Origin of the sequence: Streptomyces sp. NPDC087428 (assembly GCF_044744085.1) — a bacterium.
GTDB lineage: Bacteria > Actinomycetota > Actinomycetes > Streptomycetales > Streptomycetaceae > Streptomyces.
Genome location: NZ_JBIUXR010000003.1, coordinates 382,963 through 405,088 on the forward strand (window position 1 = coordinate 382,963; position 22,126 = coordinate 405,088).

Annotated in this window: 16 protein-coding genes; 5 read left to right on the plus strand and 11 right to left on the minus strand. The window is 67.1% G+C overall.

What is annotated here, in order from left to right; genetic code table 11:
• Positions 1-185: 185 nt before the first annotated feature.
• The 5 genes from ACIO3R_RS09070 to ACIO3R_RS09090 form a co-directional block, all read right to left on the minus strand.
• Positions 186-1,460 carry an ABC transporter ATP-binding protein gene (locus ACIO3R_RS09070; protein ID WP_402104666.1) on the minus strand — a complete coding sequence of 425 codons (1,275 nt, stop codon included), beginning with the start codon at positions 1,458-1,460 and terminating at the stop codon, positions 186-188.
• Positions 1,450-2,427: an ABC transporter ATP-binding protein gene (locus tag ACIO3R_RS09075; protein WP_385040215.1), complete on the minus strand. Its 978-nt coding sequence runs from the start codon at positions 2,425-2,427 to the stop codon at positions 1,450-1,452. Before ACIO3R_RS09075 ends, ACIO3R_RS09070 begins: the two co-directional genes overlap by 11 nt.
• 13 nt (positions 2,428-2,440) lie before the next feature.
• A complete protein-coding gene (locus ACIO3R_RS09080; protein WP_385040219.1) occupies positions 2,441-3,421 on the minus strand; it encodes an ABC transporter permease in 981 nt (326 codons plus the stop codon).
• Entirely contained in the window at positions 3,414-4,337 is a 924-nt protein-coding gene (locus ACIO3R_RS09085) for an ABC transporter permease (protein ID WP_385040222.1), read from the minus strand. Before ACIO3R_RS09085 ends, ACIO3R_RS09080 begins: the two co-directional genes overlap by 8 nt.
• A 331-nt stretch (positions 4,338-4,668) precedes the next feature.
• Positions 4,669-6,306: an ABC transporter substrate-binding protein gene (locus tag ACIO3R_RS09090; RefSeq protein WP_385040938.1), complete on the minus strand. Its 1,638-nt coding sequence runs from the start codon at positions 6,304-6,306 to the stop codon at positions 4,669-4,671.
• A gap of 507 nt (positions 6,307-6,813) precedes the next feature.
• On the opposite strand from ACIO3R_RS09090, the gene ACIO3R_RS09095 reads away from it, so the two are divergent.
• From ACIO3R_RS09095 to ACIO3R_RS09115, 5 genes are all read left to right on the plus strand, one after another.
• Positions 6,814-7,842 (plus strand): ABC transporter permease, encoded by a 1,029-nt coding sequence (locus ACIO3R_RS09095; protein WP_402104670.1) that lies wholly within the window; start codon positions 6,814-6,816, stop codon positions 7,840-7,842.
• Between the two features lie 83 nt (positions 7,843-7,925).
• Entirely contained in the window at positions 7,926-9,713 is a 1,788-nt protein-coding gene (locus tag ACIO3R_RS09100) for an ABC transporter substrate-binding protein (RefSeq protein ID WP_385040944.1), read from the plus strand.
• 91 nt (positions 9,714-9,804) lie between these two features.
• Positions 9,805-10,785 carry an ABC transporter permease gene (locus ACIO3R_RS09105; RefSeq protein WP_385040947.1) on the plus strand — a complete coding sequence of 327 codons (981 nt, stop codon included), beginning with the start codon at positions 9,805-9,807 and terminating at the stop codon, positions 10,783-10,785.
• 71 nt (positions 10,786-10,856) lie between these two features.
• The gene (locus ACIO3R_RS09110) at positions 10,857-11,822 is read left to right on the plus strand and encodes an ABC transporter ATP-binding protein (protein ID WP_385040953.1); all 966 of its coding nucleotides are present in this window, start codon (positions 10,857-10,859) and stop codon (positions 11,820-11,822) included.
• Positions 11,823-11,848: 26 nt separating this feature from the next.
• Entirely contained in the window at positions 11,849-12,937 is a 1,089-nt protein-coding gene (locus tag ACIO3R_RS09115) for an ABC transporter ATP-binding protein (protein ID WP_385040950.1), read from the plus strand.
• Positions 12,938-13,263: 326 nt separating this feature from the next.
• Here the strand turns inward: ACIO3R_RS09115 and ACIO3R_RS09120 are convergent, their stop codons facing one another.
• The 6 genes from ACIO3R_RS09120 to typA all read right to left on the minus strand — a co-directional run bounded on the left by ACIO3R_RS09120 (position 13,264) and on the right by typA (position 21,683).
• Positions 13,264-14,406, minus strand: coding sequence for an ABC transporter ATP-binding protein (locus ACIO3R_RS09120; RefSeq protein WP_385041397.1), 1,143 nt, complete (start codon positions 14,404-14,406; stop codon positions 13,264-13,266).
• A complete protein-coding gene (locus ACIO3R_RS09125) occupies positions 14,399-15,457 on the minus strand; it encodes an ABC transporter ATP-binding protein (RefSeq protein ID WP_402104676.1) in 1,059 nt (352 codons plus the stop codon). Before ACIO3R_RS09125 ends, ACIO3R_RS09120 begins: the two co-directional genes overlap by 8 nt.
• Before the next feature lie 11 nt (positions 15,458-15,468).
• Complete coding sequence (locus ACIO3R_RS09130) at positions 15,469-16,419, minus strand: ABC transporter permease (RefSeq protein ID WP_385041391.1); 951 nt, start codon at positions 16,417-16,419, stop codon at positions 15,469-15,471.
• Positions 16,412-17,344, minus strand: a complete 933-nt coding sequence (locus ACIO3R_RS09135; protein ID WP_363027625.1) for an ABC transporter permease — start codon at positions 17,342-17,344, stop codon at positions 16,412-16,414. Before ACIO3R_RS09135 ends, ACIO3R_RS09130 begins: the two co-directional genes overlap by 8 nt.
• A gap of 169 nt (positions 17,345-17,513) precedes the next feature.
• On the minus strand, positions 17,514-19,154 hold the full coding sequence (locus tag ACIO3R_RS09140; protein WP_385041388.1) for an ABC transporter substrate-binding protein: 1,641 nt from the start codon (positions 19,152-19,154) through the stop codon (positions 17,514-17,516).
• A 657-nt stretch (positions 19,155-19,811) separates the two neighbouring features.
• Positions 19,812-21,683, minus strand: a complete 1,872-nt coding sequence (typA, locus tag ACIO3R_RS09145; RefSeq protein ID WP_385038968.1) for a translational GTPase TypA — start codon at positions 21,681-21,683, stop codon at positions 19,812-19,814.
• Positions 21,684-22,126: the final 443 nt, after the last annotated feature.

Here is a 22,126-nt window from a genome sequence, read left to right on the forward strand (position 1 = left end):
TCCACCGCCCCCGGGCTCCCGACAAGGGGGCCACGACCGCGGGGGCCTGTCGGGCGACCGGCCGGGGGACTTGACGGCCCCCGGCCGGTCCACGGCACCCGCACGGCCGTACGTTGTCCATGCTGACGGGTCCGTATATCGGACGTGCGACGGCCGAGTTGCCCGTGCGTTAACGGCTCGCCGGGTCAGTCGGCCCGGCTGCTCCCGGCGGGCGGCGGTGGCCCCTCGTCGCCGCTCTCCGGCGCCCGCCCGTGCTCCTGGCCCGGCTGCGGCGACGACGGCGGCCTGCGGGCCTCCTTGTCCACCTTCTCCACGTCCGGGCCGGAGCCGCCCTCCCCCTCCGGCGGCAGCAGGTTCTTCTCCTCCGCGAAGTGGCAGGCCGAATCGTGCCGGGCCGGGGTGTCCGTCAGCCGGAAGACCGCGGGGACGGCCAGCAGCGGCACCTCCAGCTCGCACCGCTCCTGCGCCTTCCAGCAGCGGGTGCGGAAACGGCAGCCGGAGGGCGGGTTGGCGGGCGAGGGCACGTCGCCGTGGAGGATGATCCGCTCGCGGTACTCGCGGGCCATCGGGTCCGGCACCGGCACGGCGGAGAGCAGCGCCTGGGTGTAGGGGTGCGTGGGGTGCTCGTAGATCTCCTCGTCGGTGCCGATCTCCGCGAACCGGCCCAGGTACATGACGCCGACCCGGTCGGAGATGTGCCGGACGATCGACAGGTCGTGCGCGATGAAGACGTAGCTCAGGTTGAACTCCGACTGGAGCCGGTCCAGCAGGTTGACGACCTGGGCCTGGACGGAGACGTCGAGCGCGGAGACCGGTTCGTCGGCGACGATGATCTCGGGGTTGAGCGCGAGGCCGCGGGCGATGCCGATGCGCTGGCGCTGTCCGCCGGAGAACTGGTGCGGATAGCGGTTGATGTACTCCGGGTTGAGACCGACGACGTCCAGGAGCTCCTGCACCTTGCGCCGGCGGTCGCCCTTCGGGGCCACCTCGGGGTGGATCTCGTACGGCTCCCCGATGATGTCACCCACCGTCATCCGCGGGTTGAGGGAGGTGTACGGGTCCTGGAACACCATCTGGATGTTCCGGCGCACGGCCTTCAGGGCGCGGCCCGACAGCTTGGTGATGTCCTCGCCCTTGTACCGGATCGCCCCGGCCGTCGGCTCCTCCAGGTGCACGAGCAGCCGGGCGACGGTCGACTTCCCGCAGCCGGACTCGCCCACGATGCCGAGGGTCTCGCCCGCCGCCAGGTCGAAGGAGACCCCGTCGACGGCCTTGACGGCCCCGATCTGCTTCTTGAACACGATGCCCCGGGTCAGCGGGTAGTGCTTGACGAGGTCGCGCACCTCCAGGATGGGTTCCCTGCCCGCCTGGGCGCTCGTCTCCCGTGACTTGGCCAGCAGGGCGCGTGCCACCTCGGCCTCCTGGCGCGCTTCCCTGCGCCCCGAGTGGTCAGCGTGCATCGAGCGTCTCCTTCCAGAAGTAGCAGGCGCTCTGACGGTTCTCGGCCACGTCGAACAGCGGCGGTACGTCGGTGCGGCAGATGTCCTGGGCCATCGGGCAGCGCGGGTTGAAGGCGCAGCCGGGCGGGATGTGGAGCAGGTTGGGCGGCAGCCCCTTGATCGCGTACAGCTCCCGGCCCTTCTGGTCCAGGCGCGGGATCGAGCGGAGCAGGCCCTGGGTGTACGGGTGCGCGGGCGCCTGGTAGATGTCGTGGACGGGCGAGGTCTCGACGATCCGGCCCGCGTACATCACGGCGATCTTGTCCGCGACGTCCGCGACGACGCCCAGGTCGTGGGTGATCAGGATCAGGCCCATGTTCAGTTCGCGCTGGAGCTCCGCGAGCAGGTCCATGACCTGGGCCTGGACGGTGACGTCGAGGGCGGTGGTGGGTTCGTCCGCGATGATGAGCGAGGGCTCCAGGGCCAGCGCCATGGCGATCATGATGCGCTGGCGCATACCGCCGGAGAACTGGTGCGGGTAGTTACCGACCCGTTCCTTGGCGGCCGGGATGCGCACCCGGTCCATCAGCTCGACGGCCTTGGCCTTCGCTTCCTTGCGGGACGCCCCCCGGTGCACCACGAACATCTCGCCGAGCTGCTCGCCGACCGTCAGTACGGGGTTGAGGGAGGAGAGCGCGTCCTGGAAGATCATGGCCATCTCCTGGCCGCGGATCTTCCGGCGCTCCTCCTTCTTGAGCTTCAGCAGGTCGCGGTCCTTGAAGAGGATCTCGCCGCCGCTGATCTTTCCCGGCGGCATGTCGAGGATGCCCATGATCGCCTGTGCGGTGACGGACTTGCCGGAGCCGGACTCGCCGAGCACGGCGAGCGTCTCGCCCTCGGACACCGAGTAGTTGACCCCGTTGACGGCCTTGGCGACCCCGTCCCGGGTGTGGAACTCCACGTGCAGATCGCGCACTTCGAGCAACATGGCAGCGGACTCCTCAGCGCAGCTTGGGGTCGAGGGCGTCGCGCACCGCGTCGCCGAGCATGATGAACGCGAGCACGGTGACCGCGAGCGCGCCGGCGGGCCAGAGGAGCATGTGCGGGGCGTTGCGGATGTTCTGCGAGGCCGACGAGATGTCGATGCCCCAGCTGACCGTGGGCGGCTTCAGCCCGACACCGAGGTAGGAGAGCGTCGCCTCCAGCGCGATGTACGTGCCCAGCGCGATGGTGGCGACCACGATGACGGGTGCCACGGCGTTGGGTGCGACATGCCTCAGCAGCATGCGGGAGTTGGACGCGCCGAGGGCGCGCGCCGCCTGGACGTAGTCGTGCTGCTTGGCGGTGATCACCGCGCCGCGGGCGATCCTGGAGATCTGCGGCCAGCCGAGCAGCACCATGAATCCGATGACCGGCCAGACGGTGTTGCTGGTGACCACCGACAGCAGGACCAGGCCGCCGAGCACCACGGGAATGGCGAAGAAGATGTCGGTGACGCGGGAGAGGACGGCGTCCCAGCCCCCGCCGAAGAAGCCCGCGAGCCCGCCGAGCAGGCCGCCGAGCAGCGCGACGCCCAGGGTGGCGCAGACACCGACGGTGACGGACGCCCTGGCGCCGTAGACGACCCGGGTGTAGACGTCGCAGCCCTGCGCGTTGAAGCCCATCGGGTGGCCGGGCTGGGAGCCCTGCTGGGCCTTGGCCAGATCGCACTTGAGCGGGTTGCCGGACGCGATGAGCGAGGGCCAGATCGCGATGACGACCAGGAAGACGATGATCAGGGAGGAGATGATGAAGACGGGGTTGCGCCTCAGGTCGCGCCAGGCGTCGGCCCACAGGCTGCCGGCCCGTTCCCTGGGCCCGCCGCCGTCCGGACCGCCCGGCTCGCCCTCCAGTGTGGTGCCCTCGCTCATGGCGAGGTCCGTCGCTCCGCCGGCACCGGTCCCGGCGATGGCGTCCTGGTGCTCGGGCTGAGGTTCAGGCATAACGGATCCTCGGGTCGAGTACGGAGTACAGGAGGTCGACGACCAGGTTGGCGATGAGGAAGACCAGCACCAGGATGGTGGCGAAGCCGACCACGGTCTGGGTGTTCTGCCGCAGGATGCCCTGGTAGATCTGGTATCCGACCCCATGGATGTTGAAGATCCGCTCGGTGACGATCGCCCCGCCCATCAGCGCGCCGATGTCCGTACCGATGAAGGTGACGACGGGGATCAGCGAGTTGCGCAGCAGGTGGCGCACGATGACGCGGCGCCGGGGCAGCCCCTTCGCCACCGCCGTGCGCACGTAGTCGGCGCGGGAGTTCTCGGCGATCGACGTCCTGGTGAGGCGGGTGACGTAGGCCAGCGAGACCGAGGCGAGCACCAGTCCGGGCAGGATGAGTTCGTCGAACGGCGCTTCCGAGGACACCGTCGGGGAGATGACGGACCAGTTCACGCCGAGCAGGTACTGGAGTACGTAGCCCGTGACGAAGGTGGGGATCGCGATGACGACGAGCGTCGCCACCAGGACCGAGTTGTCGACGACCCGGCCCCGCCTGAGTCCGCTGATGACGCCGAGCGTCACGCCCACGATGATCTCGAAGAGGATCGCGACGACGGTCAGGCGCAGGGTCACCGGGTAGGCGGTCGCCATCAGCTCGGTGACCTTCTGCCCGTTGAAGGCGGTACCGAAGTCACCGGTGAACACATTGCCCATGTAGGTCAGGTACTGCTGCCAGACGGGCTTGTCGAGGCCGAACTCCTTCTGCAGCTGGGCGGCCGTCGTCGGGTCGCACTGCCGGTCGCCGCAGAGGCCCGCGATCGGGTCCCCCATCACGTTCACCATCAGGAAGAGCAGCAGCGTGGCTCCGATGAAGACCGGGATCATCTGGAGCAGACGGCGGATCACATAACGCCCCATGTCACCCTCCGCACGTCGATCGGGCAGCGGACTCCGGCCGGCGGTCGCTCCGGGGCGGATCGGGACCTGATGAACGGCTGCATCGCGCAGTCACCTCCCTGTTGCCACCGGCCTCCCCGAGCGGCCGTTGACTCGATTGCCGGGTCGTTCACTGTCCCGACGTGAACCAAATAACATCCCATTTAGTACGGAATAGCATCTTCTGTGCACCCTCACGGGGAACACCGCTCCGCCGGAAGGGGCCAAACGTGTGACGGGCGACGGGGAGCGGCCGTACACGCGGCGGCCCGGCGCCCTCACGGGGTGCCGGGCCGCCGCCGTCGCTACCGGGTCACTTGACCTTGATCTCGCTGTAGACCGGCACGCTGAAGGGGTTCAGCGCGACGTTCGAGACCTTCGTGGAGTAGCCGGCGCTGCCGTTCTGGTACCAGAGGGGGATGGCCGCCATGTTGTCCCGGACCACCGCCTCCGCGTCCTTGAAGGTCTTGACCGCCTTGGCCTTGTCCGACTCGGCGTTGGCCTGGTTGACCAGGCTGTCGAACTTCTTGTCCGACCACTTCCCGTCGTTGGAGGAGGCGTTGGTGTAGTAGAGCGGCTGGAGGAAGTTCTGGATGAGCGGGTAGTCCATCTGCCATCCGGCACGGAACGGGCCCGTCATCTTCTTCTGGGTGATCTTGTTCCGGAAGTCGGCGAACGTGCCCGTCGGACTGCCCACACAGGCCTTGTCGTTGCCGAGCGCGTTGTTGATGCTGTTGCAGACCGCGTCCACCCAGTCCTTGTGGCTGCCCGTGTCGGCGTTGTAGCCGATCTTGACCTGCCCGCCGGGGATGCCGCCGCCCTGCGCGACGAGCTTCTTGGCCTCCGCGGGGTTGTAGTCGCACAGGCTGCCGCAGAAGCCCGCCTGGTAGCCGCCCGCCGCGCCCAGCACCGGCGAGGTCCAGTCCGTGGCGGGGGTCCGCGTCTTGTTGAAGATCGTCTCGGTGATCTGCTTGCGGTTGATGGCCATGGACAGCCCCTTGCGGACCTTGTCGCTGTCCGCCTTGTTCCACGCCTTGTCGTAGAAGGGGAAGGCCAGGGTCTGGATGATGCCGGCCGGGGTGTTGATGTAGCGGTCCCCGAGGTCCGCCTTGACGTTCTTCAGCTGCGAGGCGGGGACGTCGTCCACCAGGTCGAGGTTGCCGGCCACCAGGTCGGTGTAGGCGGTGTTGTTGTCGGTGTAGACCTTGAGGTCGATGCCGCCGTTCTGCGCCTTGTCGTCGCCGGGGTACTTGTCCCACTTGCGCAGGGACATCTGCGAGCCCCGGGTGTACGACTGAATGGTGTAGGGGCCGTTGCCGACCGGCTTCTTCAGCCAGGCGGCGTGATCACTGAAGAAGGCCTGCGGCAACGGGGCGAACGCCGCGTAGCCCAGCGTGTCGGGCCACAGGGAGAACTTCTGGTTGAGCTTGACGGTGAACGTCCGCGCGCCGGTGACCTTCAGCCCCGACATCGTGCCGGCGGCCTGGGCTCCGGAATCCGGGTGCACCTTGTCATAACCGTCGATCTGACCGAAGAAGTAGGCGTTCTTCTGGTTGTTCTTGAGGCTCGCGCCGTAGTTCCACGCGTCCACGAAGGACTTGGCGGTGACCTTCTCGCCGTTGGAGAACGTCCACCCGTCCTTCACGGTGACCGCGAAGGTCCTGGAGTCGGAGGTGTCGATCTTCTCCGCCAGCATGTCCTCGGCCGCACCGGTCTTGGGGTTGTAGCGCTTGAGCCCCCGGAAGACCATGTCGAGAACCTTGCCGCCCTGCACCTCGTTGGTGTTGGCCGGCTCCAGCGGGTTCTGCGGGTCACCCCAGGAAGAACTCACCACCCCATTGGCGCCGCCGCCACCGCCACCGCCACTGTCGCCCCCTCCACCGCAGGCGGTCGCCGTCAGAGCGACGGCGATCGCGCATGCGGCCCACTTGACCTGTGTGGCTCCGCGCATGGAGTGCCTCCTCATAGTGCTCCGTCTTACTTGATGTCAAATATCACGGGATACCGCACCTTACGCACATTTACCCCCGCCATCCGGGCACATCGAGCTTCACCCGGATGCACGCGGAGGAGCCGGCGGCCGGACGCTTTTGCCACGCGCATGACATGCCGACAGAGAGGACCGAGCGGCCTGACAGGCAGCGGAGCGGTAACGGCGGCACAACGAACGAGCATCAACCCGGCACCCCTCTGACCGGATGCACGAATTCCGAGACACGGCCGCCCGGATATCGGACTCATTGCCGGACTTTCCTCGATTCGCCACGGAATCGGCTCCGGAACAGGTAAACAGACAGTAAAGACATGACCTTCTGTTGGTCATGTATAGGTCAAGCTTCCAAAGAGCGCCTCAAGCCGGTCCGACATTCATTGACCCTGCATGAATTGCGTTGAAAAAGTCCGGGTAGCCCGTAGGTGTGCCCTGCGGAGTCCTTCGACCCTCCGGGCCAGGAGCACCATGACGATTCCCACCTCGAACGCAGCAGCCCCTCTTGAGCTGGCCAACGCGGACCCGCAGAAGACGCCGGAACCCCCGGCACTGAAGGGCGGTGACGGGCGCTCTCCGGGCAAGTTGGCCTGGCGGCGCTTCAAACGCGACCGGTCCGGGGTCATTTCGGCCTATGTGGTCATCTTCTTCTTCCTGGTGGCCATCTGCGCGCCACTCATCTCCAAGGTCTACGGCAAGGACCCGTACACGACCTACGGGCAGAACCAGGACGGCCTGCTCAACGACTTCGGCTTTCCTATCAAGCCCAACGGCGGTATCAGCGGCGACTTCTGGTTCGGCATCGAGCCGCAGCTCGGCCGCGACCTCTTCACCTTCCTCACCTACGGCATCCGCAACTCGCTGTTCATCGCGGGCGTGACGACGCTCCTGGTGACCGTCCTCGGCATCGTGATCGGCGTGACCGCCGGCTACCTGGGCGGGAAGACCGACTACTTCATCGGCCGGGTCATCGACATCCTGCTGGCCTTCCCGTCGACGCTGTTCTTCATCGCGTTCTGGCCGGTACTCATCTCGGTCCTGGTCTCCCCCGAGGAGGCCACGCCCGTCTGGCTCACCATCACGAGCCTCATCCTGGTGATGACGGCCTTCGGCTGGGCGTCCATCGCCCGCCTCCTGCGCGGCGAGGTACTCGCCCTGCGTGAACGGGAGTTCGTCGAGGCGGCCAGGGTGACCGGGGCCTCCCCCGCCCGGATCATCTTCAAGGAACTGCTGCCCAACCTGTGGACGCCGATCCTCATTCAGGCGACCCTCGCTCTTCCCATGTTCGTGAGCGCCGAGGCCGGACTCGCGTTCCTCGGGGTCGGACTGACGGCGAAGACCCCCGACTGGGGCGTGATGCTCCAACGCGGCGCAGACGTCTACCAGGACGACATCACCTTCATGCTCTTCCCGGGGGTGACGATGGTGGTCTTCGTCCTCGCGTTCAACCTCCTCGGCGACTCGGTCCGGGACGCTCTCGACCCGAAGACCAAGCGCTGAAAGTTCCGCACCCGGACCGGAGCGACGGGGCTCCGCCGGATCGTTCGTCCCTCTTCCCTCTTCACCGACCAGGGCAGGTTGCCATGTCTCTCTCCCGCAGAAACTTCGTCATCGCCACATCCGTCGCGGCGGGCGGCTCGCTCGTCCTCTCCGCGTGCAGCAGTGGCGACTCGGGCGGCGGCGGTGGCAAGGGCTCGCCGGACACCGGCGCGACCGAGTACACCGGCGCGACCGTCAAGATCGGTACCGCGGAGGACTCGAAGGGTCCCGCCGCCGAGATCGCCGGCGCCAAGAAGGGCGGGACGATCTACGGCATCTCCGAGGACGACTTCTCCCACCTCGACCCGCAGCGCATCTACTTCGCGTTCAACTCCAGCGGCGCCGCGATGTTCGCGCGCGGCCTCACCGGCTACAAGGTCGACGAGAAGGGCGGGATGACCCTCGTCGGTGACCTGGCCACCGACGTCGGCACGGCGTCCGCCGACAACAAGACCTGGACCTTCACGCTGAAGGACGGGCTCAAGTGGCAGGACGGCAGCGAGCTGACCGTCGAGGACGTCCGCCACGGCATCGAGCGGGCCTGGGCGCCGTTCATCACCGAGGGCGCCGCCTACGTGCAGCAGGCGCTCACCGGCAAGGGCGACTGGCGCAAGGGCTACGAGGGTCCGTACAAGGGCAAGCACCTGGACTCGCTCGTCCTCGACAAGGCCAAGAAGACGATCACCTTCAAGCTGGCCGAGCCGCGTCCGGACTTCAACTTCACCCTGGCCATGAGCTGCTACTCGGCGACGCCGGTGAAGCTGGACACCAAGGAGAAGTACGACAAGCAGCCCGCCTCCTGCGGTCCGTACATCGTCAAGCACCGCACCATCGACAAGTCGATGACGCTGACGCGCAACAAGCACTGGGACCCGGCGACGGACCCGATCCGCAACGCCTACCCGGACACCTTCGAGTTCGAGTTCGGCCCCACCTCGCTGGAGTCCGCGGACCGCTTCATCGCGGACCAGGGCAAGGACCAGCAGATGATCTCCATCTACAAGTCCGTACCGGCCGAGCGCATGCAGAAGGTGCTCTCCGACCCCGAGCTGAAGAAGCGGACCTTCAACGGCTTGCTCACCGGCACGTACTACTACGCGATCAACTGCAAGCGCATCACGGACGTCGAGGTGCGCAAGGCGCTCAACACCGCCTGGCCGCTGGAGCAGATCCGCAAGATCTACGGCGGACCGTCCGCGGGCGACTACGCGACCACGATCCTCAGCCCCGACATCCTGGGCCGCAAGGAGTTCGACTTCTACGGCAAGCTGAAGGCGCCCAAGGGTGACGCCGCGGCGGCCAAGGCGATCCTCAAGAAGGCCGGCAAGCTTGGCCAGAAGATCGTCTACACCTACCCGCAGAGCCCCACCTACGACAAGACGGCCGTCGTCGTCGAGAACGCGCTCAAGGCCGCGGGCTTCAAGCCGGTCATCAAGCCCGTCGACTCGACCTCGTACTACGACCAGATCCAGCAGGTCGACAACAGCTTCGACGTCATGTGGTTCGGCTGGTCCCCGGACTGGCCGACGGCCTACACGATGATCCAGCCGCTGTTCGACAGCGCCAACATCGGCAACGGCCAGAACAACGTCTCCCAGGTCAAGGTCGACTGGATCGACGCGGCCATCAAGAAGAACGTCGTCGTCGCCGACCAGAAGGCGGCCGGTGCCGCCTGGACGGCGCTGGACAAGCGGATCATGGACGAGGTCGTCCCGGTCATCCCGGAGACCTTCCAGCGCCGTTTCTACCTGTACGGCTCCAAGGTCGGCGGCGCCATGATGGACCCGCAGTTCTCCGCGACGATCATCTACAAGACGTACGTCAAGGCCTGACGAACGGCCCCCGGGGGGCGGGCGGCTCTCGGTCCGGGAGCCGCCCGCCTCCCCTCCTCCCCCTCGGCATCCGTCAGGAAAACCCACTGCCATGCTGCGCTTTCTTCTCCGCCGTGTCGTCGGCGCCGCGGTCATTCTGCTGATCATCAGCGCCCTAGTCTTCGTCCTCTTCTACGCCGCCCCCCGTGACCCCGCCCGGGTCGCCTGCGGCAAGGTCTGCACGCCAGAGACCCTCGCGCTGGTGCGGCACAACCTGGGGATCGCCGATTCGATACCGGTGCAGTACTGGCACTGGCTGCAAGGGATCTTCGTAGGACGCGAGTACACGTCGTACGGGAACTGTCCCGCGCCCTGCCTGGGGTACTCCTTCATCAACCGCGAGCCGGTCTTCGGCACCATCGTGGACCGCTTCCCGACCACGCTCTCGCTCTCCGTCGGCAGCGCCTTCGTGTTCGTCATCTTCGGTGTCGGCGCCGGCATGCTCGCGGCCGTCAAGCAGGGCAAGCCGCTCGACAAGGTCGCGTCCTCCGCCTCGCTGATCGCCTCCTCGATGCAGATCTACATCGTCGGTGTGCTCGCCATGTACTTCCTCACCGACCAGTGGCACCTGCTGGACCGCCCCAGCTACACGCCGTTCACCGACAACCCGGGCGCGTGGTTCTCGGGGCTCCTGCTGCCCTGGCTGGTGCTCTCCGTCATCTTCACGGCCAACTACACCCGTATGGCCCGCTCCCAGCTGGTGGAGTCGATGAGCGAGGACTACGTGCGGACGGCTCGTGCCAAGGGACTCTCGCGGCGGACGGTGTTCTTCAGATTCGCCTGGCGCGGGGCCATGGGGCCCATCGTCACCATCTTCGGTCTCGACCTCGGTGTGCTCCTCGGCGGCGCGATCATCACCGAGAAGACCTTCAGCCTCCAGGGCATCGGGGCACTCTCGGTCAAGGCGGTGTCCACCAACGACCTCCCCACGCTCCTCGGCGTGATGATGGTGGCCGCGGTCGCGATCGTGCTCCTCAACATCGTCGTGGACGCCGTCTACGCACTCATCGACCCACGCGTCCGCCTCGCCTAGGGAGAGATCCAGTGAGCACCCCCTTCCTCTCCGTACGCGATCTGCGCGTGCACTTCTCCACCGAAGACGGCATGGTCAAGGCCGTCGACGGGCTGTCCTTCGACGTCGAGCACGGCAAGACGCTCGGCATCGTCGGTGAGTCCGGTTCCGGCAAGTCCGTCACCAACCTCTCGATCCTCGGTCTGCACCACCCCGACCACACCGAGATCGAGGGCGAGATCCTGCTCGACGGGCAGGACCTGCTGGCCGCCTCCGAGCGGGAGCTGGAGCGGCTGCGCGGCAACAAGATGTCCATGATCTTCCAGGACGCGCTGGCCTCGCTCTCGCCGTACCACACGATCGGCAAGCAGATCGGTGAGACGTACCGCAAGCACACCGGGGCCTCCAAGCGCGAGGCGCGGGCCCGGTCCGTGGAGATGCTCACCAAGGTGGGCATCCCGCAGCCGAACCTGCGCGTCGACGACTACCCGCACCAGTTCTCCGGCGGTATGCGCCAGCGCGCGATGATCGCCATGGCGCTGGTCTGCGACCCCGCCCTGCTGGTGGCGGACGAGCCGACGACGGCGCTGGACGTCACCGTGCAGGCGCAGATCATGGACCTGCTCAAGGAACTCCAGCAGGAGACCGGCACCTCGATCATCTTCATCACCCACGACCTCGGCGTCATCGCGGACATCGCGGATGACGTACTGGTGATGTACGGCGGCCGGTGTGTGGAGCGCGGTACGAAGAAGGAAGTACTGCGCGCGCCCCAGCACCCCTACACCTGGGGCCTGCTGGGATCGATGCCGACCCTCGACGGACCGGTCGACGTACCGCTGTCGCCGATCCCCGGGTCACCGCCGAGCCTCCTCAACCCGCCGACCGGCTGCTGCTTCCACCCGCGGTGCGCGTTCACCGAGCGGGTCGGCGGCAACCGCTGCGCGACCGAACAGCCTCCGCTGGAGCTGTCCGCAGGGCGCGGGGCGGCCTGCCACCTGACGCCGGAGCAGCGCACCGAGCACTTCGCCGACTTCGCCGGTACCCGGCCCAACTGACGCACACGAGACGGGACTTCCCCACCATGAGCAGCACCGATCCCCTCCTTGACGTCTCCGGGCTGACCAAGCACTTCCCGATCAAGGGCGGCTTCCCGATCCGGCGGACGGTCGGCGCGGTCCAGGCCGTGGACGGGCTGGACTTCACGGTGGCCGAGGGCGAGAGCCTCGGCCTGGTCGGCGAGTCCGGCTGCGGCAAGTCGACGACGGGCCGGCTGATCACCCGGCTCCTGGAGCCGACCGCCGGCCGGATCTCCTACCGCGGGCAGGACATCAGCCACGCCTCGCGCAGGGAGCTGGCGCCGATCCGCTCCGAGATCCAGATGATCTTCCAGGACCCGTACGCGTCGCTGAACCCGCGCCAGACGGTCGGCAAGATCATCACGGCGCCGATGGAGATCAACGACGTCAATCCGGCCGGCGGCCGGGAGAACCGGGTCCGGGAGCTCCTGGAGATCGTCGGCCTCAACCCGGAGCACTACAACCGCTTCCCGCACGAGTTCTCCGGCGGTCAGCGCCAGCGCATCGGGGTGGCCCGCGCGCTGGCCCTGGAACCGAAGCTGATCGTGGCCGACGAGCCCGTCTCGGCGCTGGACGTGTCGATCCAGGCCCAGGTGGTGAACCTGCTGCAGAAGCTGCAGAAGGAACTGGGCATCGCGTTCCTGTTCATCGCCCACGACCTGGCGATCGTGCGCCACTTCTCGCAGCGCGTCGCCGTCATGTACCTGGGCCGGATCGTGGAGATCGCCGACCGCGACGACCTGTACGGCAACCCGCGCCACCCGTACACCAGGGCGCTGCTCTCCGCCGTCCCCGAGGCCACCGCCGACGACGTCCCGGCCCGCGAGCGCATCCTGCTCACCGGCGACGTGCCGTCCCCGGTCAATCCGCCGTCGGGCTGCCGCTTCCGCACCCGCTGCTGGAAGGCGACGGACACGTGCGCGAGCGAGACGCCGCCGCTGGTGCGGGTCAGCGGCAGCCGGGACGGGCATCTGACGGCCTGCCACTACCCCGAGGAGCCGGGCACCGCCTCGACCGTCCCCGGCGCTCGTACGGCGTCCGAGGCGCCGCGGCTCGACAAGAAGACCCTCGAAGACCCCGAGGCCCGAGGCTGACTCCCCTCGTTGCGGCCCCCCGGGAACCGAGCACGTCGGCCCATTGACCCGAGCCACCTGCGTGCCCGGTTCCCGGGTACACGGGAAAAGCGCCCGGAACCGATCGGTTCCGGGCGCTTTCGTGCTCCAGTACGCGTAGCCAGACCCGCAGGAGGCGGACCGTCATGAACAGCGGAGGGTGACGGTCCGCCCGCCGGGGCGACGGAGGACCGTGCGAACCGGGACGAACGAGACCCCCCGGGTTCCCAGAAGGGCTCCCGAGGGGTCCGAAGTGTCCTGCTTGCCCGCGACGGATGACGTGCCCGCCACGGTCGCCGACGAGGCCGTCAGGCCGCGTGAACGACGTCCTTCTCCTCGGCGAAGTGGCAGGCCGACTCGTGCGCGGCCGGCGTCGTCGAGGTCTTGAAGCGCTCGGGGATGGCCAGCAGCGGCATCTCCTCGGAGCACTTGGCCTCGGCCTTCCAGCAGCGGGTGCGGAAGCGGCAGCCCGACGGCGGGTTGGCCGGCGACGGGACGTCCCCGGAGAGGATGATCCGCTCGCGGCCCTCGCGGGCCTCCGGGTCCGGGACCGGGACCGCCGACAGCAGCGCCTGGGTGTAGGGGTGCGTCGGGTGGTCGTAGATCTGCGTGTCCGTACCGATCTCGGCCATCTTGCCGAGGTACATGACGCCGACCCGGTCGGAGATGTGCCGGACGATCGACAGGTCGTGCGCGATGAAGAGGTAGGAGAGGTTGAACTCGTCCTGGAGCTTCTCCATCAGGTTGATGACCTGAGCCTGCACCGACACGTCGAGCGCGGAGACCGGCTCGTCGCAGATGATGATCTCGGGGTTGAGCGCGAGGCCGCGGGCGATGCCGATGCGCTGGCGCTGTCCGCCGGAGAACTGGTGCGGATAGCGGTTGATGTACTCCGGGTTGAGACCGACGACGTCCAGGAGCTCCTGCACCTTGCGCCGGCGGTCGCCCTTCGGGGCCACCTCGGGGTGGATCTCGTACGGCTCCCCGATGATGTCACCCACCGTCATCCGCGGGTTGAGGGAGGTGTACGGGTCCTGGAACACCATCTGGATGTTCCGGCGCACGGCCTTCAGGGCCCGGCCGGACAGCTTGGTGATGTCCTGGCCCTTGTAGAAGACCTCGCCCGCGGTGGCCTGCTCCAGCGTCATCAGGAGCTTGGCGACGGTGGACTTGCCACAGCCGGACTCGCCCACGATGCCGAGCGTCTCGCCCGCGTAGAGATCGAACGAGATGCCGTCGACGGCCTTGACGGCCCCGACCTGCTTCTTGAACAGGATGCCCTGGGTCAGCGGGAAGTGCTTGACCAGGTTGCGGACCTGGAGGATCGGCTCCCCCTGGGACACGGGGGCGTCGATGGCGGCTACGGCCTCCGCCTCTGTGCCCGCGTCGACCGTCTCCACTTCGGTGACGTTCGGGGTGGCGTCCACGGGCTCCTTCTTGATGTCAGCCATGGATCGTCTCCTTCCAGAAGTGGCAGGCGCTGCCGCGTCCGACCAGCTCGGCGCCGTCCTGCTCGGTCACCGGGCTCAGAGCCGGGATGTCCGTACGGCAGATGTCCTGCGCCTTCGTGCAGCGCGGGTTGAAGGCGCAGCCCGCGGGCACGTGGAGCAGGTTGGGCGGCAGGCCCTTGATCGCGAAGAGCTCCTGGCCCTTCTGGTCAAGGCGCGGGATCGATTCCAGCAGCCCCTTGGTGTAGGGGTGTGCCGGACGCTTGTAGATCTCGTGGACCGGGGCGGTCTCGACGATCCGGCCCGCGTACATCACGGCGATCTTGTCCGCGACGTCGGCGACGACGCCGAGGTCGTGGGTGATCAGGATCAGGCCCATGTTGTACTCGCGCTGGAGCTCCGCGAGCAGGTCCATGACCTGGGCCTGGACCGTCACGTCGAGCGCGGTGGTCGGCTCGTCCGCGATGATCAGGTCCGGTTCCAGGGCCAGCGCCATGGCGATCATGATGCGCTGGCGCATACCGCCGGAGAACTGGTGCGGGTAGTCCGAGACGCGGGCCGCGGCGGCCGGGATCTTGACCTGGTCCATCAGCTCGATGGCCTTGGCCTTGGCTTCCTTCTTGGACAGGCCCTGGTGGACCCGGTACATCTCGCCGAGCTGGTAGCCGACGCTGAGGACCGGGTTCAGCGAGGAGAGCGCGTCCTGGAAGATCATCGCGATCTTCTGGCCGCGGATCTTCCGGCGCTCCTCGTAGGACATCTTCAGCATGTCCTGGCCGCGGAAGAGGATCTCGCCCTGCGGGATCCTGCCCGGCGGCATGTCGAGGATGCCCATGACGGCCTGGGCCGTCACGGACTTGCCGGAGCCGGACTCACCGAGGACGGCGAGGGTCTCACCGGCGTTCACGGTGTAGTTGACTCCGTTGACCGCCTTGGCCACACCGTCACGGGTGTGGAACTCCACGTGCAGGTCACGGACTTCGAGCAGGGGGCCGACGTGGTCGTCTCCCGGGCGCGGGGACGGGACTTCGGCTGTCTTGTCGATGGTGGTCACGTTCGCCCTCCTTATCGCGACTTGGGATCGAGGGCGTTACGGACGGCTTCGCCGAGCATGATGAACGCCAGAACGGTGATGCTGAGCATGATCGACGGGTACAGCAGGATGTGCTGTGCGACGCGGATCTGGGCGGAGCCACCGGAGATGTCCATGCCCCACGAGATCGTCGGGTCGGCGAGACCCAGACCCAGGTAGGACAGGGTCGCCTCGGCGGAGATGTAGACACCGAGGGAGATGGTGGCGACCACGATCACCGGGGCCATGGCGTTGGGCAGGATGTGCCGGAAGAGGATCCGGCTGGTACCCGCGCCCAGTGCTCTGGCGGCCTGCACGTAGTCCGACTGTTTGATCACGATCACCGCACCGCGCATCACTCGCGCGATCTGGGTCCAGCCGAGGAACGCCAGGGCGAAGATGACCACCCAGACCGTCCGTTCGGTGAACGCCTGGAGCACGACCATGGCACCCAGCAGGAAGGGGATGCCGAGGAAGACGTTGGTGAAGAAGCCGGAGAGCAGGGCGTCGACCCAGCCTCCGAAGTAACCGGCGAGCATGCCGATCAGGCCGCCGAACAGCGTCACCAGGAGCGTCACACAGACACCGACGGTGATCGAGGCGCGGGTGCCGTAGATGACACGCGCGTAGACGCTGTGGCCCTGGCCGTCGTAGCCGAGCCAGCCCTCGGAGCCGACCTTGCTCAGCTCCGGCTTGCCCAGGTAGTGGTGCACCAGGTCGGCGGAGGTCGGCGAGGCGCTCGTGAACAGGCCGGGGAAGACGGCGATCACCAGCAGGATGACGATCAGCACCGACGAGATGATGAAGTACCAGTTGGTACGCAGGTCCCGCCAGGCGTCGCCCCACAGGCTGCGGGCCTTCTCGGCCTTGACGACCGCCGACGGGTCCGCGAGGGGCGCCTTGGCGTCCTCGGGTGCGGGTGCGGTCTTGGTCACGTCAGGCATAACGGATCCTCGGGTCCAGGACCGCGTACAGCAGGTCGACGATGAGGCTCATGAGGAGATAGACGAGCACGAGGATGGTGACGAGGCCGACGAGTGTCGTGCCCTCACGCTTCACGATCGACTCGTAGATCGTGCCTCCGATGCCCTTCACGTTGAACAGGCCCTCGGTGACGACCGCGCCGCCCATCAGGGCACCGAGGTCGGTGCCGAGGAAGGTGATGACGGGGATCAGCGAGTTGCGCATCAGGTGGACACCGACGATGCGCCGCTTGGGAAGGCCCTTGGCGATGGCGGTGCGCATGTAGTCCGAGCGAAGGTTCTCGGCCATCGTCGTACGCGTGAGCCGCGCGACGTAGGCGAGTGAGAGCGAGCCCAGCACGATGGCCGGCGCCAGTAGTTCGCTCCATTTCGCCTCGCTGGACACGTTCGGTGAGATCCAGTCGAGCTGGAAGGCGAACACCGTCTTGATGATGAAGCCGAGGACGAACACCGGGATCGAGATGATCAGCAGGGTGAAGACCAGGACGACGTTGTCGGTGAGCCGGCCGGCGCGCAGTCCGGCGAGGGTGCCGAGGCTGATGCCGATGACGATCTCGATGGCGAACGCCATGCCGGCCAGCCGGAGGGTGACGGGGAACGCGTCGCCGAGGACGTCCGTGACGGGACGTCCGCTGGCTATCTGCTCACCGAAGTCACCGTGCAGGACGATGCCTGTCATGTAATTCCAGTACTGCTGAAGGATCGGCAGATCGAGCCCCTTCTCATGGCGAAGTCTCGCCAGAGTGGCCGGATCGGCCCCCTTGTCCCCGAAGAGCGCGCGCACGGGGTCACCGGGCAGCGTGTAGACCATCAGGAAGATCAGCAGGGTTGTCCCGAGGAAGACCGGGATCATCTGGAGCAGTCGTCGTGCGACATAGCGCCCCATCATGCCTCCATGTAATAGGCAAGCAGCAGCCGACGGGCCCTCCCCCGCACCGGACTCCCCCGCAGGGTCGTCAGATGTGTGGAAGGGCCCCCCGGCCACGGCGTGCGGACAGGCGCGGACCGTCTTTCAGTACCGGTCCCGCGCCTGCGCGCGGACTACGTCGGGATGTTTACTTCTTGACTTCGATCTTGGTCAGGATCGGGTCGCCGTCCTGCGCGTAATCGACGTTCTGGACCTTCTCCGAGTAACCGGCGTTGACCTTGTAGTACCAGAGCGGGATGGAGGGCATGTAGTTCACCAGCTCCTTCTCGATCTTCTGGTAGGCCGCGACGGAGTCGTCGAGGGAGGCAGCGGAGTCAGCCTTCTTGATCTCCGCGTCAAGACCCTTGTTCGAGAAGTCACCCTGGTTACCGGCTGCGCCGGTACGGAACAGGTCCGAGATGAAGTTCGCGTTCACCGGGTAGTCGAGCACCCAGCCGGAGCGGTACAGGGACTTGACCTGCTTGTCGTCACGCGCGTTCGTGTCGGCCTGGAAGTCGGCCTTCGAGTCGGTGGTGCAGTTCACACCGGTCGACTGCTTGATGCTGTTGCAGACCGCCTCGACCCATTCCTTGTGGCCGCCGTCGGCGTTGAACTGGATCGAGATCTTGTTGCCCGGGACGCCGCCGCCGTCCTTGATGAGCTGCTTGGCCTTCGCCGGGTCGTACTTGGTGACGTCGCCCGCGGCGTCCTTCTGGAAGCCGAGAACACCCTGGGCGACCCAGCCAGTGGCCGGCTCGCGCGTGCCCTGGAGCACGGTCTTGGTGATGGTGTCGCGGTCGATGCCCATCGACAGGCCCTGGAGGACCTTCGGGTCGATGTCCTTGAACTGCTTGGTGTAGAACGCGACGGCGATCGTCTGGATGGCGGAGTACGCCTTGTCCACCGCGCGGTCACCGAGGTCCGCCCGGTAGACCGGGAGGTCCTTCGGGCCGATCTGACGCAGGACGTCGACGTTGCCCGACTTCAGGTCCTCGTAGGCGGTCTCGAGGGTGGTGTAGTTCTTGAAGACCACACCGCCGTTCTTCGCCTTGTCGGCACCCTTGTAGTCGTCGTTGCGGACGACCTTGATCTGCTTCTTGTGGTCCCAGCTGACGAACTTGTACGCGCCGTTGCCGACCGGCTTCTCGCCGGCGGCCTTCGGGTCCGCGTAGAACGACTCGGGCAGCGGGGAGAAGACCGTGTAACCGAGCTTGTAAGAGAAGTACGGCAGCGCGGAGTTCAGCTCGATGGTGAACGTGTAGTCGTCCACCTTCTTCAGACCGGACATGGCGTCCGACTTCGGCTTGGCCTTGGCGTCATCGGGGTGGACGTCGGAGTAGCCCTTGATGTCGCCGAACCAGGACGCGTTGGTCTGGTTGTTCTTGATGTTCGCGGCCCAGTTCCAGGCCTTGATGTAGGACTCGGCCGTGACCGGGGTCCCGTCGTGGAACTTCCAGTCCTTCTTGAGCTTGACCGTCCAGAGCTTGCTGTCCTTGGTGTCGACAGACTCGGCGTTGATCATCTCAAGCTTGCCGGCCGGGTCGTAGTCGACCAGCTGCGAGAAGATCGAGTCGGTGACGATGCTGCCGTTCGACTCCATCGTGTTGGCCGGCTGCAGCGGGTTCTGCGGCTCACCGACCTCGACGGAAAAGATGCCGTCGGCGTTGACGGCGCCCTTGTCGCCGCCCTTGCCCTTGTCGGCGTCGTCGTTCCCGCCGCCACAAGCGGTCGCAGCCAGGGCGATGATGGCCGCTCCCGCGACCCACTTGGCGCTCTTGGCACCACGCATGGGTTCCTCCTCATGAGTCCACTTTTGACTACAAGAAGGGCACTGGATTGATACACCGACACCCCTGACGGTGATCGTTTCAGTGCCCTGAGTGTGCTCGTGAGTCGGCACTCCCCACAGTGCGTGACCCATTGACCCGAGCTCAATGGAGCCAACTATTAAGTACGACTGGGCTGTAAACCACACTTAAAGGGTCTCGGTTTGACAACATCCCCTGGTCGCGTGGTTCAAAATACGGACAAAATGACCCCAGACAGACACACCCGAAACGGACTGTTAACACATGTTCCGGAGAGCGACGCCCGATATCCGGACGCTTGGTCCCCAAAATCGGGTTGACCTGCCGGGCCCCGTAAGCGCCTCCGACACCCCGCGCATCACGGAGCGGCGGCACGGCCGGGCGGTCGCCGGGAGCGGACTCCGGTCCGCCGGTCACGGGCCGCTCAACCCTAAGCCAATGAACGGGCGTACATGGCTGATTCAGGACCTTCGGACCGGGGCACCGGCCCGGACGGGGAGCGGCCGCCCCACGAGGCGCACGGGCGGGCTCAGAGGGCACCTCGGGCACGGCAGGCGCAACGAAGGGGCCCGGCACCGCGTGGTGAGCGGTGCCGGGCCCCTTCACCGGCAGGAACTGCCGGCGGGACGAGCGGAGGATCAGCGCTTTGCGCGCGACGCGGAGCGGCCGCGCTCCTTCTGGTCCAGGACGACCTTGCGGATACGCACGGTCTCCGGGGTCACCTCGATGCACTCGTCGTCGCGGCAGAACTCCAGCGACTGCTCAAGCGACAGCTTGCGGGCGGGCACCACGTTCTCCGTGGTGTCCGCGGAGGCCGCACGCATGTTGGTGAGCTTCTTCTCCTTGGTGATGTTCACGTCCATGTCGTCGGAGCGCGAGTTCTCACCGATGATCATGCCCTCGTAGACCTCCGTGGTGGCCTCCGTGAAGATGACACCGCGCTCCTGGAGGTTGACCATCGCGAACGGCGTCACGACGCCCGCGCGGTCCGCCACCAGCGAGCCGTTGTGACGGGTGCGCAGCTCGCCGAACCACGGCTCGTGGCCCTCGAACAGGGAGTGCGCGATGCCCGTGCCACGGGTCTGGGTCAGGAACTCCGTACGGAAGCCGATGAGGCCGCGGGACGGGACGATCCACTCCATGCGGACCCAGCCCGAACCGTGGTTCGTCATCGTCTCCATGCGGCCCTTGCGGCTCGCCATGAGCTGCGTGATCGCACCGAGGTGCTCCTCGGGCGAGTCGATGGTCATGCGCTCGATGGGCTCGTACGTCTTGCCCTCGACCTGCTTGGTGACCACCTGCGGCTTGCCGACCGTCAGCTCGAAGCCCTCGCGGCGCATGGTCTCGATGAGGATGGCCAGCGCGAGCTCACCGCGGCCCTGGACCTCCCAGGCGTCGGGGCGCTCGGTGTCCAGGACGCGGAGCGAGACGTTACCGACCAGCTCGCGGTCCAGACGGTCCTTGATCTGGCGGGCGGTGACCTTGTGGCCCTTGCCGCCCTTGCCGACCAGCGGCGAGGTGTTCGCACCGATGGTCATCGAGATGGCGGGCTCGTCGACCGTGATCAGCGGGAGCGCGATCGGGTTCTCGGGGTCGGCCAGGGTCTCGCCGATCATGATGTCCGGGATACCGGCGATCGCGCAGATGTCGCCCGGACCGGCCTTCTCGGCGGGCTTGCGGGTGAGCGCCTCCGTCATCAGCAGTTCGGTGATGCGGACGTTGGACATCGTGCCGTCACGCTTGATCCACGCGACGGTCTGGCCCTTGCGCAGCTCGCCCTGCTCGACACGGCAGAGCGCGATACGGCCGAGGAAGTTGTCGGCGTCCAGGTTGGTGACGTGGGCCTGGAGGGGGGCGTCCTCGTCGTACTCCGGGGCCGGGACGGCGGAGAGGATCGTGCTGAAGAACGGCTCCAGGCTGTCGCTGTCCGGCGGGACGGAACCGTCCTCCGGCTTGGTCAGCGAGGCGACGCCGTCACGGGCGCAGGCGTAGACGATCGGGAACTCGATCTGGTCCTCGTCGGCGTCCAGGTCCAGGAAGAGGTCGTACGTCTCGTCGATGACCTCGGCGATCCGGGAGTCCGGGCGGTCCGTCTTGTTGATGCAGAGGATGACCGGGAGCTTGGCCGTCAGCGCCTTGCGGAGCACGAAGCGGGTCTGCGGGAGCGGGCCCTCTGAGGCGTCGACCAGGAGCACGACCGCGTCCACCATCGACAGGCCGCGCTCGACCTCACCACCGAAGTCGGCGTGGCCGGGGGTGTCGATGATGTTGATGGTGATGACGTCGCCGCCATCCTTGGGGTGGTACTTGACGGCCGTGTTCTTGGCCAGGATCGTGATGCCCTTCTCACGCTCCAGGTCGTTCGAGTCCATCATGCGTTCGTCGAGGTTCTCGGCGGCGTGCGCGGCGAAGGCGCCGGCCTGCCTGAGCATGGCGTCGACCAGCGTGGTCTTGCCGTGGTCGACGTGGGCGACGATGGCTACGTTACGGATATCGTGGCGCGTGGGCATGGGTGGCTTGCGCTTCTCTCGGATCGGGGATTCAGGCGTCTTAGTCGGTCTTGAGTCCTCGTACGCCCGCCGGGCGGACGCGCCACGGCTAGTCCCATGGTACGGGCCGGGCGCCCCTGCGGCTTCCCGGGCAAGTCTTACCGGCCACGGGACGGGTGCGCGGCCCCCGCTCGCGGCCGCCGCGGCCCCCTTGCCGAGCTCCGCGTCCGCCTGATGTTGCCGCCCCCGTGCTCCGCTCTTCCGGCGGATTTCACCGGGTGGCCGTGCACACGGTCCCGTGGCGGTCCGAGCGGACGCGGGACGGGCGCGACCTCGGAGGTGGGGCTCCGAAGCCGCGGCTCCGAGGGGGAGCCCGGAGCGGTGCCGGTGCGCCGCAGTCGCCGGGGTTGGGGCCCCGGGACCGGGAGGCGGAGCGGCTACCCGGGTCAGCGGGTGCACACAGC

Coding starts and splice junctions, on each gene's coding strand:
- ACIO3R_RS09085 (WP_385040222.1), bottom strand. CDS start 4,337: ATGGGGCGTTATGTGATCCGCCGTCTGCTCCAGATGATCCCGGTCTTC.
- ACIO3R_RS09135 (WP_363027625.1), bottom strand. CDS start 17,344: ATGGGGCGCTATGTCGCACGACGACTGCTCCAGATGATCCCGGTCTTC.
- ACIO3R_RS09070 (WP_402104666.1), bottom strand. CDS start 1,460: ATGCACGCTGACCACTCGGGGCGCAGGGAAGCGCGCCAGGAGGCCGAG.
- ACIO3R_RS09130 (WP_385041391.1), bottom strand. CDS start 16,419: ATGCCTGACGTGACCAAGACCGCACCCGCACCCGAGGACGCCAAGGCG.
- ACIO3R_RS09110 (WP_385040953.1), top strand. CDS start 10,857: ATGGTCAAGGCCGTCGACGGGCTGTCCTTCGACGTCGAGCACGGCAAG.
- ACIO3R_RS09120 (WP_385041397.1), bottom strand. CDS start 14,406: ATGGCTGACATCAAGAAGGAGCCCGTGGACGCCACCCCGAACGTCACC.
- ACIO3R_RS09075 (WP_385040215.1), bottom strand. CDS start 2,427: ATGTTGCTCGAAGTGCGCGATCTGCACGTGGAGTTCCACACCCGGGAC.
- typA (WP_385038968.1), bottom strand. CDS start 21,683: ATGCCCACGCGCCACGATATCCGTAACGTAGCCATCGTCGCCCACGTC.
- ACIO3R_RS09105 (WP_385040947.1), top strand. CDS start 9,805: ATGCTGCGCTTTCTTCTCCGCCGTGTCGTCGGCGCCGCGGTCATTCTG.
- ACIO3R_RS09100 (WP_385040944.1), top strand. CDS start 7,926: ATGTCTCTCTCCCGCAGAAACTTCGTCATCGCCACATCCGTCGCGGCG.
- ACIO3R_RS09090 (WP_385040938.1), bottom strand. CDS start 6,306: ATGCGCGGAGCCACACAGGTCAAGTGGGCCGCATGCGCGATCGCCGTC.
- ACIO3R_RS09095 (WP_402104670.1), top strand. CDS start 6,814: ATGACGATTCCCACCTCGAACGCAGCAGCCCCTCTTGAGCTGGCCAAC.
- ACIO3R_RS09080 (WP_385040219.1), bottom strand. CDS start 3,421: ATGCCTGAACCTCAGCCCGAGCACCAGGACGCCATCGCCGGGACCGGT.
- ACIO3R_RS09115 (WP_385040950.1), top strand. CDS start 11,849: ATGAGCAGCACCGATCCCCTCCTTGACGTCTCCGGGCTGACCAAGCAC.
- ACIO3R_RS09140 (WP_385041388.1), bottom strand. CDS start 19,154: ATGCGTGGTGCCAAGAGCGCCAAGTGGGTCGCGGGAGCGGCCATCATC.